This window comes from Roseateles saccharophilus (assembly GCF_004342485.1).
Lineage (GTDB): Bacteria > Pseudomonadota > Gammaproteobacteria > Burkholderiales > Burkholderiaceae_C > Pelomonas > Pelomonas saccharophila.
This window is the reverse complement of sequence record NZ_SMBU01000031.1, coordinates 1-13,695: the sequence shown is the minus strand read 5'-3', so window position 1 is coordinate 13,695 and position 13,695 is coordinate 1. Positions and strand designations below refer to the sequence as shown.

Annotated in this window: 12 protein-coding genes and 1 tRNA gene; 6 read left to right on the top strand and 7 right to left on the bottom strand. The window is 70.4% G+C overall.

The window, feature by feature from the left end; genetic code table 11:
- Window positions 1-27: 27 nt before the first annotated feature.
- From EV671_RS20345 to EV671_RS20325, 5 genes are all read right to left on the bottom strand, one after another.
- The gene (locus EV671_RS20345) at window positions 28-1,407 is read right to left on the bottom strand and encodes an efflux transporter outer membrane subunit (protein ID WP_132575175.1); all 1,380 of its coding nucleotides are present in this window, start codon (window positions 1,405-1,407) and stop codon (window positions 28-30) included.
- Window positions 1,404-4,559 (bottom strand): efflux RND transporter permease subunit, encoded by a 3,156-nt coding sequence (locus EV671_RS20340; protein ID WP_132575173.1) that lies wholly within the window; start codon window positions 4,557-4,559, stop codon window positions 1,404-1,406. Before EV671_RS20340 ends, EV671_RS20345 begins: the two co-directional genes overlap by 4 nt.
- 87 nt (window positions 4,560-4,646) lie before the next feature.
- On the bottom strand, window positions 4,647-5,834 hold the full coding sequence (locus tag EV671_RS20335) for an efflux RND transporter periplasmic adaptor subunit (RefSeq protein ID WP_132575171.1): 1,188 nt from the start codon (window positions 5,832-5,834) through the stop codon (window positions 4,647-4,649).
- 139 nt (window positions 5,835-5,973) lie between these two features.
- Window positions 5,974-6,813: an alpha/beta hydrolase family protein gene (locus tag EV671_RS20330; RefSeq protein WP_132575169.1), complete on the bottom strand. Its 840-nt coding sequence runs from the start codon at window positions 6,811-6,813 to the stop codon at window positions 5,974-5,976.
- 18 nt (window positions 6,814-6,831) lie between these two features.
- Window positions 6,832-8,067 (bottom strand): multifunctional CCA addition/repair protein, encoded by a 1,236-nt coding sequence (locus tag EV671_RS20325; protein WP_132575167.1) that lies wholly within the window; start codon window positions 8,065-8,067, stop codon window positions 6,832-6,834.
- A gap of 160 nt (window positions 8,068-8,227) precedes the next feature.
- Between EV671_RS20325 and EV671_RS20320 the strand changes: the two genes are divergently transcribed.
- Both EV671_RS20320 and EV671_RS20315 read left to right on the top strand, forming a co-directional pair.
- Window positions 8,228-8,304: transfer RNA gene (locus EV671_RS20320), tRNA-Met, on the top strand.
- A gap of 410 nt (window positions 8,305-8,714) precedes the next feature.
- Entirely contained in the window at window positions 8,715-10,091 is a 1,377-nt protein-coding gene (locus EV671_RS20315) for a PQQ-binding-like beta-propeller repeat protein (protein WP_132575165.1), read from the top strand.
- Window positions 10,092-10,272: 181 nt separating this feature from the next.
- On the opposite strand, the gene EV671_RS20310 is transcribed toward EV671_RS20315, so the two are convergent.
- Window positions 10,273-10,842 (bottom strand): 5-formyltetrahydrofolate cyclo-ligase, encoded by a 570-nt coding sequence (locus tag EV671_RS20310; RefSeq protein WP_132575163.1) that lies wholly within the window; start codon window positions 10,840-10,842, stop codon window positions 10,273-10,275.
- Window positions 10,843-10,866: 24 nt separating this feature from the next.
- On the opposite strand from EV671_RS20310, the gene EV671_RS20305 reads away from it, so the two are divergent.
- Window positions 10,867-11,304 carry a TfoX/Sxy family protein gene (locus EV671_RS20305; protein ID WP_132575161.1) on the top strand — a complete coding sequence of 146 codons (438 nt, stop codon included), beginning with the start codon at window positions 10,867-10,869 and terminating at the stop codon, window positions 11,302-11,304.
- On the opposite strand, the gene EV671_RS20300 is transcribed toward EV671_RS20305, so the two are convergent.
- Entirely contained in the window at window positions 11,239-11,550 is a 312-nt protein-coding gene (locus EV671_RS20300) for a DUF2917 domain-containing protein (protein ID WP_132575159.1), read from the bottom strand. The genes EV671_RS20305 and EV671_RS20300 overlap by 66 nt on opposite strands.
- A gap of 89 nt (window positions 11,551-11,639) precedes the next feature.
- On the opposite strand from EV671_RS20300, the gene EV671_RS20295 reads away from it, so the two are divergent.
- The 3 genes from EV671_RS20295 to EV671_RS20285 are packed head-to-tail and all read left to right on the top strand — an operon-like array spanning window position 11,640 to window position 13,606.
- Complete coding sequence (locus tag EV671_RS20295; RefSeq protein ID WP_132575157.1) at window positions 11,640-12,599, top strand: LysR substrate-binding domain-containing protein; 960 nt, start codon at window positions 11,640-11,642, stop codon at window positions 12,597-12,599.
- Between the two features lie 19 nt (window positions 12,600-12,618).
- A complete protein-coding gene (locus tag EV671_RS20290) occupies window positions 12,619-12,939 on the top strand; it encodes a hypothetical protein (RefSeq protein ID WP_132575155.1) in 321 nt (106 codons plus the stop codon).
- Between the two features lie 19 nt (window positions 12,940-12,958).
- On the top strand, window positions 12,959-13,606 hold the full coding sequence (locus EV671_RS20285) for a LysE family translocator (protein ID WP_132575153.1): 648 nt from the start codon (window positions 12,959-12,961) through the stop codon (window positions 13,604-13,606).
- The last annotated feature ends 89 nt before the right edge of the window (window positions 13,607-13,695 follow it).

Sequence of the window (13,695 nt, the reverse complement as noted above, 5' to 3'; positions counted from 1 at the left end):
CTCGAAGGGACTGCGTGGCGATGGGGGTCAGCCGCCACCGCCGAGGGCGCGGTAGAGGGCGACGAGGTTCTGCGCGCGCTGGCTCTGCACCTGCACGAGGGACTGCTGGGCCGCGAACAGCGAGCGCTGCGCGTCCAGGCGGTCCAACGCGCCGGCGACACCGGCCGCATAGCGCTGCTCGGCCGCGGCCAGGCGGCGCGTCTCGGCGTCCACCTGGGCGGCCAGCGCGCTGCGCTGCTCGGCCAGCGTGGCGCGGCCGGCGAGGCCATCGGCCACCTCGCGGAAGGCGGTCTGGATGGCCTTCTCGTACTGGGCCAGCGCGATGTCGCGGGACGCACGCGCGCCGGCGAGGTTGGCGCGGTTGCGGCCGGCGTCGAAGATGGGCTGCACCAGCGCGGGCGCGAAGCTCCAGGCCGTGTTCTTGAACAGGCCCGACAGCTGGCCGCTGGCGGTGCCGAACTGGCCGGTCAGCGTGATGCGCGGCCAGAAGGCGGCGCGCGCGGCATCGATGTTGGCGTCCGCCGCGCCGAGCTGGAACTCGGCCTGGCGGATGTCGGGCCGGCGCGTCAGCACCTCGGCGGGCACGCCGGCGGGCAGCTCGGCCAGCGGTTCGAAGTCGGCCAGCTCGCCACTGGGCGCAGGCAGGTCGGCCGGCAGCGGGCCGCCGATCAGCAGCGCGAGCGCGTTCTCGTCGAGCATGCGCTGGCGCCGGGCCTGGGCCAGCGCGGCGCGCGCGGCCTGCAGCGAGGACTCGGCCGCGCGCAGGTCCAGCTCCCCGGCGATGCCGCCATCGAAGCGCTGGCGGGTCAGCCGCAGCGACTCGTCGCGCGTGGCCAGCGTGTCGCGCGTGAGCCTGAGCAGGGCCTCGTCGGCCTGCAGCGCGATCTCGGCATTGGCCACGCCGGCCACCAGCGCGGTGCGCACGGCCTGCTGGCTGGCCTGGGCCGCCAGCAGCTGGGACGCGGCGGCGGCGCTGAGGCCGCGCAGCCGGCCGAACAGGTCCAGCTCGTAGGCCGAGACCTGCAGGCCGGCCGTGTAGAGGCTGTTGATGCCGCCGGCGGCCGTGGGCGTGCGCGAGCCGTTGATGCCGGCGCTGACGGTGGGCCAGAGGTCGGCGTCGCGCGCGGCGGCGCTGGCGCGGGCGGCCTCGATGTTGAGCACCGCGACGCGCAGGTCGCGGTTGTTGGCCAGCGCCAGCGGGATCAGCCGCTGCACCCGTTCGCCCTTGAAGGCCTGGGCCCAGGGCAGGTCGACCGCGGCAGTCGCGTCGGCGCCGCCGGCCTGCGCAAAGGCCGCGGGCACGGCTGCTGCGGCGGCTTCGGCAGCGACGGGGCGCTTGGGCTCGGGGCCGGCACAGGCGGCCAGCAGGGCGGTGGCGGCGATCAGGGTCAGGGCTTGCCGTTTCATGCCTGGCTCCCCGACTCTTCTTCCGCTTCGTGGGCGTCGCGCCGCCGCTGGCGTTCGCTGCCGGGGAAGAACCTGCGCACGACGACGAAGAAGACTGGCACGAAGAACACGGCCAGCAGCGTCGCCGACAGCATGCCGCCCATCACGCCGGTGCCGATGGCGCGCTGGCTGGCCGAGCCCGCGCCGCTGGCGAGCACCAGCGGCAGCACGCCGAGGATGAAGGCCAGCGAGGTCATGATGATGGGCCGGAAGCGCAGATGGGCCGCCTCGCGCACCGCGTCGAAGACGCTCTTGCCGTGCGCCTGCAGCTCCTTGGCGAACTCGATGATGAGCACGGCGTTCTTGGCCGACAGGCCGATGATGGTGATCATGCCGACCTTGAAGTAGACGTCGTTCTCCAGCCCGCGGAAGGTGGCGCCCAGCACGACGCCGAGCACGCCCAGCGGCACCACGAGCAGCACCGACAGCGGGATGCTCCAGCTCTCGTACAGCGCGGCCAGGCACAGGAACACGGCCAGCAGCGAGAAGCCGAACAGGATGAAGGCGGTGGAGCCGGAGAGCTTTTCCTCGCGCGACTGGCCGGTCCATTCGAAGCCGAAGCCTTCGGGCAGCTGGGCCGCGAGCTTCTCCATCTCGGCGATGGCCACGCCGGTGGACACGCCCTTGGCCGGCTCGCCCAGGATGCGCATGGCCGGGTAGCCGTTGTAGCGCACGGTCTGCATCGCGCCGGTGATCCATTTGCTGGTGGCGAAGGCGGAGAGCGGCACCGGCTGGCCGGAGGCGTTCAGCACATTGAGCCGCAGCAGGTCCTCGGGCTGCATGCGCGCGGGCGCGTCGGCCTGCACGATGACGCGCTGCAGGCGGCCGGCGTTGGGGAAGTCGTTCACATAGGTCGAGCCCAGCGACGTGCCCAGCACCGCGTTGACGGCGCCGATGTTCAGGCCCAGGGCCTGGGCGCGATCGCGGTCGATGTCCAGCTGCAGCTGGGCGGCGTCTTCCAGGCCGTCGGGGCGCACGGCTGTCAGCAGCGGGTTCTTGGCCGCGGCGCCCAGCAGCTGGTTGCGCGCGGCCAGCAGTTCGGCGCGCGTGTGGCCGCTGCGGTCCTGCAGGCGGAAGGCGAAGCCGTTGGCGCGGCCCAGGTCGCGGATGGGCGGCGGGCTGGTCGGGAAGATGATGGCGTCTCGCACCTTGGCCAACGCCGGGAAGGCCCGCGCCGCCAGCGCCTGCGCGGAGTGCTCGGCGCCGTGGCGCTCGTCCCAGGGCTTGAGGGTGACGAATGCGAGGCCGGCGTTCTGGCCCGAGCCCGAGAAGCTGAAGCCGACGACGCCGACCATGCTCTCCACCTCGGGCTGCTTGAGCATATAGCTCTCGACCTGCTGCACCACCTCCAGCGTGCGCGCCTGCGTGGCACCCGGCGGCAGCTGCACGTTGACGAGGATGTTGCCCTGGTCCTCGTTGGGCACGAAGGCGGTGGGCAGCTTCTGGAACACCAGCACCGCCGCGGCGATGACGGCCGCGTAGACGACGGCCATGCGGCCGGCGCGGTGAATGAAGCGGCCGACCCAGCCCTCGTAGCCCCTGGCCGTGTTGGCAAAGCCGCGGTTGAACCAGCCGAAGAAACCCCGCTTCTCGATGTGATGGCCGGCCTCGACCGGCTTGAGCAGCGTCGCGCACAGCGCCGGCGTCAGCGAGAGGGCCAGGAAGGCCGAGAACGCGATTGCCGAGACCATCACCGCCGAGAACTGGCGGTAGATGTTGCCGATGGAGCCGCTGAAGAAGGCCAGCGGCACGAACACCGAGATCAGCACGACGGTCACGCCGACGATGGCGCCCGAGATCTGGCCCATGGCCTTGCGCGTGGCCTTGAGCGGCGACAGGCCCTCCTCGCTCATCACGCGCTCGACGTTCTCGACGACGACGATGGCGTCGTCCACGACGATGCCGATGACCAGCACCATGCCGAACATCGTCAGCACATTGATCGAGAAGCCCAGGGCCAGCAGCGTCGCGAAGCTGCCCAGCAGTGCGATGGGCACGACCAGCGTGGGGATCAGCGTGTAGCGGATGTTCTGCAGGAACAGGAACATCACCAGGAACACCAGGGCCACGGCCTCCACCAGCGTCTCGACGACCTGGGAGATGGAGATGTCGATGAACAGCGAGCTGTCGTAGGGGATGTCGGCCTTCACGCCGGCCGGGAAATAGGGCGCCAGCTCCTTCAGCCGCTGCTTGATGAGCTTGGCCGTCTGCAGCGCATTGGCCGAGGGCGCGAGCTGCACGCCGACGCCCACCGAGGGCTTGCCGTTGAGCCGCGTGGAGCGGCCGGTGTAGCTGTCGGCACCGAGCTCGATGCGGGCCACGTCGCGCAGACGCACGCTGGAGCCGTCGGCGTTGGCGCGTAGCACGATGTTGCCGAACTGCTCCACGCTGGCCAGCTGGCCGCGCACGACGACGGTGGCCGCCACCGGCTGGCCGGGCACATTGGGCAGGTCGCCGATGGAGCCGGAGCTGACCTGGGCGTTCTGGGCCTGGATGGCCGCGTTCACATCGGCCGGCTGCAGCCTGTAGCCGACCAGCTTGGCCGGGTCCAGCCAGATGCGCATCGCGCGCTCGGTGCCGAACAGCAGGCCCTGGCCGACGCCGGGCACGCGCTGGATCTCGGGCAGCACGGTGCGCGAGGCGTAGTCGCCCAGCGCGATCGGATCGAAGTCCGGGTTCGTGCTCGACATGATGATGAAGAGCAGGAAGTTGGGGTTGGCCTTGTCGACCCGCACGCCCTGCTGGATGACGGCCTGCGGCAGCCGCGGCTGCGCGCGGGCGTAGCGGTTCTGCACGTCCACCTGGGCCAGGTCGGGGTTGGTGGCCGGGTCGAAGCTCAGCGTCAACGAACCCGTGCCGTCGGCCTGGGACACGGCCTCCATGTAGATCAGGCCGGGCGAGCCGTTCATCTCGCGCTCGATGACGCTGATGACCGAGTCCTCCAGCGTCTGCGCCGATGCGCCAGGGTAGGAGACCGACAGCACGATGGACGGCGGCGCCACCGGGGGGTATTGGGAGATCGGCAGCTGCGTGACCGCGACCACGCCGATGACCGTGATGAAGAGGGCGATGACCCAGGCAAAGATGGGCCGGTTGATGAAGAACTGTGCCATGTCAGGATTCCCGCCGGGCCGTCCCAAGGGAAGCCTGCGCCCCCGCGGGGGGCAGCGAACGAAGTGAGCGTGGGGGCATCATTTTTTTCAGCCCTTCGAGGCGGCAGAGGCAGGGGCTGCTGTACCCCAGGGCACCGGCCGCGCCTTGCCGCCGGCCTTGGTCTTCTGCAGGCCGTCCACGACGACCTTCTCGCCGGCCTTCAGGCCGCCCAGTACCAGGGCCTTGCCGTCCTGGGCCGGGCCGAGCTTCACGGGCCGCGCTCTGACGCTGCCGTCATCGGCCACGACGAGCACGCTCTCGCCGGTGGCGCCGCGCGCCACGGCCTGCTGCGGCAGCCAGACGGCGCCGTCCACCTCGGCCTGGGCCAGGCGCACGCGCACGTACAGGCCCGGCAGCAGCAGGCCCTTGGGGTTGGGCAGCTCGGCGCGCAGCGTGATCTGGCCGGTGCTGGGGTCCACGCTCAGATCGGAGAACAGCAGCTTGCCGGGCTGGGCATAGACGCTGCCGTCTTCCAGCAGCACCTGCACCTTGGCGGCGTCCTTGCCGGCGCCCTGCAGCTTGCCGTCGGCCAGGGCTTGGCGCAGCCGCATGACCTCGGCCGCCGACTGTGTGAAGTTGACGTAAAGCTTGTCGATCTGCTGCACCAGCGCCAGCGGCGTGGCCTCGCCCTGGCCGACCAGGGCGCCCTCGGTCACCAGCGCACGGCCGATGCGCCCGGCTATTGGAGCCGTGACGCTGGCATAGCCGAGGTTGATCTGGGCCGTCTGCACGGCGGCCTTGCCGGCGGCCACGTCGGCCTTGGCCTGGCCGGCTGCGGCCTGGGCGTTCAGCGCCTCCTGCTGGCTGACGGCCTGGGTCTTGGCCAGCGGCGCATAGCGGTCGGCCAGCGCCTGGGCCTGCAAGAGGTTGGCCTCGGCACGCGCGAGCTGGGCCTGGGCGCTGACCAGCGCCGCGCGGTAGGGGGCGGCGTCGATCTCGAACAGGGCCTGGCCGGCCTTCACGTCGCTGCCCTCGGTGAACAGGCGCTTGTTCAGGATGCCGGCCGCGCGAGCACGTACTTGGGCGACGCGATAGGCCTCCAGGCGGCCCGGCAGCTCCGTGGCCAGGTCGGCCCGGGCCGGCGCGACGGTGACGACGCCCACCTCGGGCGGTGGCGGCGCACTGGCGCCGGTCTGGCCGTTGGACGGGCTGCAGCCGCCCAGCAGGCTGCCCAGCCCCGCGCCAAGGATGACCACCGCGCCCAGCCGAGCGCTGCTACCCCATGCCAACTTCATCTTGTGACCTTGTTCGACCGATTTTTTGGAGGCTCGCCCCGGCCGCCGTCGGCGCTTGGGGCGAAACAGGCGACTTTAGCGATGCAAGCGCTGTCATGCCGGTGAAACAAGCCATAGCCCTCGGCCGGGCCGGGTAGCTTCAGCGCAGTGCCCGGCCCACACGGGCCATCGCGGCCGGCGTGCGCGCCAGGCTGCGGTGGCTGGTGCCGGCCAGCGTCTGCAGCTCGACGGCCGCGCCGGCCCGGCGCAACGCGTCGGCCAGCGCCCGCGAGTGGGCGTGGGGCACGCGGCGGTCGCGTTCTGCCAGCAGCATCAACACCGGGCAGCACAGCGCACGGGCGGCGGCCAGGGAGTCCAGCGGCGAGCGCAGCAGCGGTGCCAGCGGCGCGAGCAACGGGCTGGCGCGCAGCAGCGCGCGGATGCTCTTGGGCGGCGTGATCAGCACCAGGCCCGCCGGCCCGCCCGGCAGCCGCGCGGCCAGCTGCATCGCAATGCCGCTGCCCAGGCTGCGGCCGGCCAGGTGCAGCGCGTCGGGCTCCAGCCCGAAGTGTGTGCAGGCCCAGTCGGCGATCGCCTCGGCATCGGCCACGCAGGCGGCCTCGGACGGCCAGCCGCCGCTGCCGCCGAGGCTGCGGTAGTTGAAGGCCACGAGGGCGAAGTCATCAGGCAGCCAGCCGCCGAGGTCGCGCGTCCAGGCCACATGCTCGTTGCGCCCGCCGAACCACAGCAACAGCCGGCGTGGCGCGGCCTGGGCATCGATCGTCAGCCAGCCCTGCAACAGCACGCCGCCGTGGCGTTCCAGCATGACCGCCCGTGCCACGCGCCGCGCAGCGGCGGGGCCGGGGTCGGTGCGGCGGATGCGCCAGGTGCGGCCGAACAGCAGCTTGTCCTGGAAGCAGGCGACCAGGCCGAGCACAGTGCCCCAGGCGAGGGCAGCCCAGGTCCAGGGCGCAAGGTTGAGGGCATCGACGGTCGGCATGGGCCGACCCTAACGAACTCAGATGACAGGCGTTGCGGAGAGCGCGGCCAGGCGCGCGCGCTGCACGGCACGGCCAATCTCCGGCCCCTTGGCGCCGCGCGCTATCGCCGCGGCGCTGACGGCAGCGAGGTCGACGGCCTGGGTGGCCGCCAGGTCGGCAAGCAGGCGCTCGCGCTGCGGGTAGGGGCGGTCCTCCAGGCCAAGGCGGCCGCGGGCGTCGCATTCGCAGGCCCACAGCAGCTCGGCAAAACGTTCGGGCCGGCGCCAGGCGTCGCAGCGCTCCAGCAGGCGCAGCCGCGCCTCGGCGCCGAAGCCCTGGCTCTGGTGCACATGGGTGTGCTCGCGCGCGACCAGGGAGGCCAGCTCGCGGCAGTCGGTCGGCACCTTCCAGCGTGCGCTGACGCGCGCGGCCAGCTTCTCGCTGCGCTGCTCGTGGGCGATGTGGCGGGGCAGCTCGTCCCTGGGCGTCGTGCCCTTGCCGAGGTCGTGGCAGAGGCAGGCATAGCGCACGGCCAGCGGCGCGCCGCTGGCGGCGCATTGGTCCAGCACCATCAGCAGGTGGAGGCCGGTGTCGATCTCGGGGTGATGGGCCTCGGGCTGGGGCACGCCGAACAGGGCCTCGACCTCGGGCAGCAGCTTCTGCAACGCGCCGGCCTCGCGCAGCACGGCGAGCATGCGCGAGGGCTTGTTCTCCATCAGCCCGCGCGACAGCTCCTGCCAGACGCGCTCGGGCACCAGCGCATCGACCTCGCCAGCGGCGACCATCGCGCGCATCAGCGCCCCGGTTTCCGGCGCCACGGCAAAGTCCGCGAAGCGCGCGGCGAAGCGGGCCAGGCGCAGGATGCGCACCGGGTCTTCGGCGAACGCAGGCGAGACGTGGCGCAGCACCTTGTCTTGCAGGTCGCGCTGGCCGCCGTGGGGGTCGATGACGCGGCCGGCGGCGTCCTCGGCCATCGCGTTGATGCTCAGGTCGCGGCGCGCGAGATCCTGCTCCAGCGTGACGTCGGGCGCCGTATGGAAGGCGAAGCCGTGATAGCCCGCTGCGGTCTTGCGTTCCGTGCGGGCGAGGGCCACTTCCTCATGCGTCCCGGGATGCAGGAAGACCGGAAAGTCCTTGCCGACGGGCTGGTAGCCGGCGTCGAGCAAGGCCTGCGGCGACGCGCCGACGACGACCCAGTCGCGGTCCTGCACCGGCAGGCCGAGCAGGCGGTCGCGCACGGCGCCGCCGACGAGATAGGTTTGGAAGTTGGGCATGTGCCGCGCATTCTGCTTGGCGTTGCCGCGGATCGCCTGGGCTGGGAGGTTTTCGGCGCCGGCGCAGCCTTGTGTGCAAGGAGACCTTGGACGCCCTCTTGCTGGGCGTTATCGAGAATTCGCGCGGCCGCCAAAAAGCGTGTATACTGCTAGCTTCAGTCGCGGGGTGGAGCAGTCTGGTAGCTCGTTGGGCTCATAACCCAAAGGTCGTCGGTTCAAATCCGGCCCCCGCAACCAAGAAATATAGAGTCCTCGCAAGGACTTAGCAAAGCCCGCCAAGTGCGGGCTTTGTCGTTTCTGGGCTCTCGTGCCCAGCCCGTGCCCCGCTGTTTTGCCGGGCCAGGAAAACGACCATTGGGCTTGTGCCCGCGCGCTGACCATTGGGTCGATTTGGCGGCAGACCCGGCGCCGTTGATGGGCGGGTTCTGGCCTTGGCGTCTTCGGGCTTCGAGAGATCCAATTGCGTACAGGGTTTTCCTGGCTTGGCCGTGGCTCCACGGAGAACACACTTTGTTGCAACCCTCCCGGAGCCCTCCCCGCCGGTCCCGGCAACGCAGGGTGCCGCGGCGGGGCTGACGCTGAGGAGACGAGCCATGTTCGAGGTCTTCGTTTGCACTCGCCGACTGTGTATGGGCAGTCTCTGTGCCTTGATCACCAGCACCGCCTGGGCCTCGCTCTTCGGTGACCCCGAGATCACGCACACCAAGGTCGTCGAACCCCGAGTCGCCGCGGTCGTGGACCCCTCGCAGCTGCAGATCGGTTTGCCCATGTCGCTGGCCGTGGTCGGTCAGCGCCTGGTGGTGGGCGGCAGTGAAGGCGTCGCGATGGTCGAGGCCGGTGGCAAGGTCCTGTGGACCCTGAAGCTGCCGCCCGCCACTGCCCGCCAGGTGGCGGCCGACGACACGCAGGTGGCCTTCACCAGCTTCGACGCCGGCGGCGTCGACCGCTCCGCGACGCTGGCCAACCCTTTGCTCGGCGGAGAGCTGGGCGCACGTTATGAGTTTCGCAATGCCACGATTGGACTGATCGACGGCGAGGGGCGCCTGCTTTGGTCCGTGCCGAGCGCGGAACAGGCCAAGCTCTCGCCCCCAGCATTGACGGCCAAGACCGTGGGTGTGGTGGGTGTGAAGACCTTTGCCGTCTACGACCGCGCCGATGGCAAGCCGGTGGCCGAACCGCTGAGCGTCTACACGAACGTCTTCGGGTTGATGGAAGGGCTGGTGTCGCAGTTCCCCAGCCGCCCGGCCGTGGTCGTGGGCGATGTCTTCCATCTTGTCAGGAACAATTTCTACAAGCGCGTCAGCGCGTCGGGCAAGGAAGTCGAAAGCACCCGCACGGTCGGCCTGATGACGCCGCTGGAGTACATGCCCGCCGGACCGGTCGCGCTGGGGGATCGCATCATCTTTGGCAACTCGCCTTCGGACGGCAAGCAGCCGATGCTGCTGGCGGCCAAGACCAGCGGCGGCTTCGTCTGGGACGAGCGCATGGACGCCCTGGTCAAGACCGGCATGCTCTCCTCGGCCTCCGACGCCCCCATGGACCTGACGGTGGGCGGTGGCAATGTGTACGTCGCCACCAACTTCTCGGTCTTTTGCTACAGCGCAGCCGGTCGCCAGCAATGGCGGGCGCGAAACGCCAAGGGCGGGCTCTTCCCGTCGTCGTTGCGAGGAGCGCGCTATATCGGCAATTCCTTCGAAAGAAAGGTGCCGGTGCCCAAGTCGTTTCTATCGACATCGATGCTGGCCGCCACCGACGAGCGCGTGTACGTCGCCACGAGCTACACCGGCACGGCTGTCGCGCCCGAGGCCGGCGCCAGTGCCGTCAGCGGCGATGCCGTCGAAGGGGCGGAGGCCGGCAAGGCGGGGCGTGTGCGCGCCGACGCCATCACGGTGCTGGACGCCAAGAATGGCAGCTACATCGAGAGCCTGTGGGCTCCGGGCCAACGCATCCTGGGCATGATCGTTTTCGGTGACACGCTGGCCGTCACGATGGGTGATGGTCTGAAGCTGCTCCAGCTCAAGTAGCAGCGGCGCGGACGCGGTGGCCTGTGGACTACTGACCTGCCGGCCTTCCCGAGAGACTTCAAGTGGTTTTGGTCGGGTCCGGTGTCGCTTTGTAAGTCATTGATGAAAAACGTTTTTTTGCACGATTAACGACTTCTGGAGCCAGCCAGGCTCTGGCACCCGGCTGGTTCTCATATAAGCCTCAGCCCTCGCGGTCCCACACCACGCCCTCCTCCGTCAGCATCGCGTCCAGCGCCACGTCCAGCGGGCTGGGTTTGAGCAGCGGCAGGAAGCCATGTGCATAGCCGATGCCCACGGCAGCGGGCCGGGGCTGCATCTCGGACAGGGTCTTGTCCATGAAGCCGCCGCCATAGCCCAGGCGCAGGCCACAGGGGCCGAAGCCCAGGCAGGGCACCAGCATCAGCTGCGGCCGGAACTCCTCGGTACCCTTGGGCTTGGGGATGTGGAAGGCGTCCTCCTCCATCGGGCAGCCGGGGTACCAGACATGAAAGCGCAGCGTGCCGTGTACCTTGTCGACGACGGGCAGGCCGATGCGGCGTTCGACGTGGTCCTCGCTCCAGCGGTAGAGGGCCGGCAGCGGGTCGAACTCGCCCTTGATGGGCCAGTAGGCGCCGATGGTGGTCTCGCGCCGCCGCAGCAGCCAGACGCGCAGCACCTCCTGCAGGTCGGCGGCGAGCCCGAGGCGGTCGGGCAGGGCCAGGCGTTGCTCGATCAGCTTGTGCCGGACGGCGGCGCGGTCGTTCGCATACATGGGCCGCGAGCTTACATTCCGCGCATGGATGCCTTCACCGAACTCTGCGTCGAACTGCTGTCTCCGCTCGGGCCCGTGCGCACCCGCGCGATGTTCGGCGGTCGCGGGGTCTATCTGGACGGGCTCTTCATGGCCCTCATCGACGACGGCCAGCTCTTCCTGAAGGCCGACGACGCGACGCGCGAGCGCTTCGTCGCCGCCGGTTGCACGCCCTTCACCTACCCGACCAAGGACGGTGAGCGCATGGTGATGAGCTACTACCGCCCGCCGGAGGAGGCGCTGGAGTCGCCGCCGCTGATGCTGCCCTGGGCGCGGCTGGCCCTGGAGGCGGCACTGCGCGCGGCGAATGCCAAGAAACCTGCGGCGGCCAGAAAGCGGCCCGCCGCCAGGAAGCGCTCAGCGGCTGATCAGGCTGCCGCCAAAAAACCGGCGACCAAGAAAACCGCGGCCGGCCGCGGCTGAGGCGGGCGGCACCAGCAACTGGAAATCCGCCGCCGGCCAGCCTTCCAGCACCGCCGTCTGGCCGGGCGCCAGGGCCAGAGCCTCGCCGGCCTCCAGCCAGGTGTCCTCGGCCGGCGCGTCGGCCGTGCCGGACAGCGTCAGCCAGACCCGGCCGCGCGCCACCGACAGGCGCCGCACCTCGGCGCCGCCGGCCAGGGTCAGGGCCCGGCCACAGTCCAGATGCCATGTGGATTGCATATCGCTCATGAGGACCTCCTGGGTTGATGTCAGGGATTCTGCGGAGTCCACCCAGGAGCGTCCAATGAGCGATTTGCGCGGATTGATACCATCTGCTCATGAATCAGCCCATCCGCCAGAGGCCGCTTTCGATTGGCCCGCTGCGCGCCTTCGAGGCCATCGCGCGGCTGCTGTCCTTCCGCGCCGCGGCCGAGGAACTGAGCCTGACGCAGTCCGCCGTCAGCCGCCAGATCCAGGCGCTGGAGGACGAGATCGGCTGCACGCTGTTCGTGCGCGGCACGCGCAAGGTCGAGCTGTCGAGCGACGGCGCTCAGCTGCTGCCCACCGCGATCGCGGTGCTGTCGCGGCTGGACCAGACGGTGCGCCAGATTCGCCGCTCGCGCGGCCGCAGCGTCGTCAATGTGACGACCTTTGCCTCCTTCGCGTCGCTGTGGCTGATCCCGCGGCTGTGCCAGTTCCAGAAGAACTTCCCCGACATCGACATCCGCGTGTCGGCGCTGGACCGCATCGCCGACCTCGACGACGGCGAGCACGACCTCGCTCTGCGCTATGCCTCGGCCGCCGAACTCGACATGCCCGCCGAGCTGATGTTCGAGGAAACCGTGTCGCCGGTGTTCAGCCCCTGGTACGCCGAGAGCACGCGCAACGGCCGCCTGCCGCCGCTGCGCCAGCCGGCCGACCTTGCCGCCCATGCGCTGACCGAGGAAGACGACCCGCGCCCCAGTGCCTCCTATCTGAGCTGGCGGCGCTGGCTCACGTCGCAGGGCCAGCCCGAGCTGGAGCCGCTGCGCTGGATGTATTTCAACTTCACCTACCAGCAGATCCAGGCCGCGCTGGCCGGCCAGGGTGTCGCACTGGCGCGGCTGCCCATGGTGCATGAGCAGCTGCAAAGTGGCGAACTGGTCGAGCCCTTCGGCAAGGCCGGGCGGCTGGGCAGCCCGTTCAGCTACTGGCTGATCAACGGCCCCAACGCGGCGCGCCGGCCCGAGGTGAAGCAGTTCGCCGACTGGGTGCGCGAGCAGGCAGCCCTCACGCGCGACCAGCTCGCCGGCGTCTGACCCGCGGCGCACCCCCACCATGCCCCCGCGCGATGGGCCCGACTACTCCATCGCCGAATACCTGCTGTGCGGCCTGTGCCTGGCCAGTGCCATCGCCTGCTTCCTCTACGCCGGCCATGCCTGGGCCGATGACGCGCCCTTCGACGCACTGGAGAGCGCCGGCGGCGGCCTGCTGCTGCTCGGCGGCAGCGTCGACCCGGTGCGCCATGTCGTGGACACGCTGACCTTCCCCTGGCATGCCAACGAGCCGGCCGGGCGCGATACCTGGATCACCCGCGTCGCCGCCGGCCTGGGCCTGCTGCTCTGGCTGGCGGGGCTCGCCGGCAACTGGTTCAATTGACGGCCAAGGAGACCCGACGATGGACCTGCTGCCGCCCCTGCTGCCCGATGGCACCGCCCTCTACGCCTTCCTGATCGCAACCCTCGTGCTGGCGCTGACGCCGGGGCCCGCGGTGGTCTTCATCGTCACGCGCACGCTGGCCCAGGGCCGCAAGGCCGGGCTGGCCTCGCTGTCCGGCGTGGCGCTGGGCAACCTGGCCAATGCGGTCGGCGCGTCCATCGGCCTGGCCGCGCTGTTCGCGGCCTCGTCGCTGGCCTTCGGCGTCGTGCGCTGGGCCGGTGCGGCCTATCTGCTCTACCTCGGCGTCCAGGCCCTGCGCAGGCCGGCCGCCCCCGCCGACGGCGCGCCGCCGCCGCGGGCCGAGCCGCGCAAGCTCTTTCGGGACGGCTTCTTCGTTGCGCTGCTGAACCCGAAGACGACGCTGTTCTTCGCCGCCTTCATCCCGCAGTTCCTACGGCCCGAGGGCTCGCAGGCCGCACAGGCGCTGACCCTGAGCGTGCTCTTCGTCGTCATCGCCGCCACGACCGACAGCCTCTACACGCTGCTCGCCGGCAGCCTCGCGCCGCTGCTGCGCGGCGCGGCCGGCCGCGGGCGCTATCTGTCGGCCCTGGTGTATTTCGCGCTGGGGCTGTATGCGGCCTTCGGCGGCAGCCGGCAAAAGGCCTAGTCTTACTGTGTTAGTAAATTCAAGGCATTATGCGCACTTCTTCAAGCAAGAGGTGAGCCTTGATGAAGGAACTGCAGGAGTTCGAGCGC

Bases quoted from the DNA above. Each gene is read 5' to 3' on its own strand.
- EV671_RS20345 (WP_132575175.1), bottom strand. From the start codon at position 1,407: ATGAAACGGCAAGCCCTGACCCTGATCGCCGCCACCGCCCTGCTGGCC.
- EV671_RS20340 (WP_132575173.1), bottom strand. From the start codon at position 4,559: ATGGCACAGTTCTTCATCAACCGGCCCATCTTTGCCTGGGTCATCGCC.
- EV671_RS20335 (WP_132575171.1), bottom strand. From the start codon at position 5,834: ATGAAGTTGGCATGGGGTAGCAGCGCTCGGCTGGGCGCGGTGGTCATC.
- EV671_RS20330 (WP_132575169.1), bottom strand. From the start codon at position 6,813: ATGCCGACCGTCGATGCCCTCAACCTTGCGCCCTGGACCTGGGCTGCC.
- EV671_RS20325 (WP_132575167.1), bottom strand. From the start codon at position 8,067: ATGCCCAACTTCCAAACCTATCTCGTCGGCGGCGCCGTGCGCGACCGC.
- EV671_RS20310 (WP_132575163.1), bottom strand. From the start codon at position 10,842: ATGTATGCGAACGACCGCGCCGCCGTCCGGCACAAGCTGATCGAGCAA.
- EV671_RS20305 (WP_132575161.1), top strand. From the start codon at position 10,867: ATGGATGCCTTCACCGAACTCTGCGTCGAACTGCTGTCTCCGCTCGGG.
- EV671_RS20300 (WP_132575159.1), bottom strand. From the start codon at position 11,550: ATGAGCGATATGCAATCCACATGGCATCTGGACTGTGGCCGGGCCCTG.
- EV671_RS20295 (WP_132575157.1), top strand. From the start codon at position 11,640: ATGAATCAGCCCATCCGCCAGAGGCCGCTTTCGATTGGCCCGCTGCGC.
- EV671_RS20290 (WP_132575155.1), top strand. From the start codon at position 12,619: ATGCCCCCGCGCGATGGGCCCGACTACTCCATCGCCGAATACCTGCTG.
- EV671_RS20285 (WP_132575153.1), top strand. From the start codon at position 12,959: ATGGACCTGCTGCCGCCCCTGCTGCCCGATGGCACCGCCCTCTACGCC.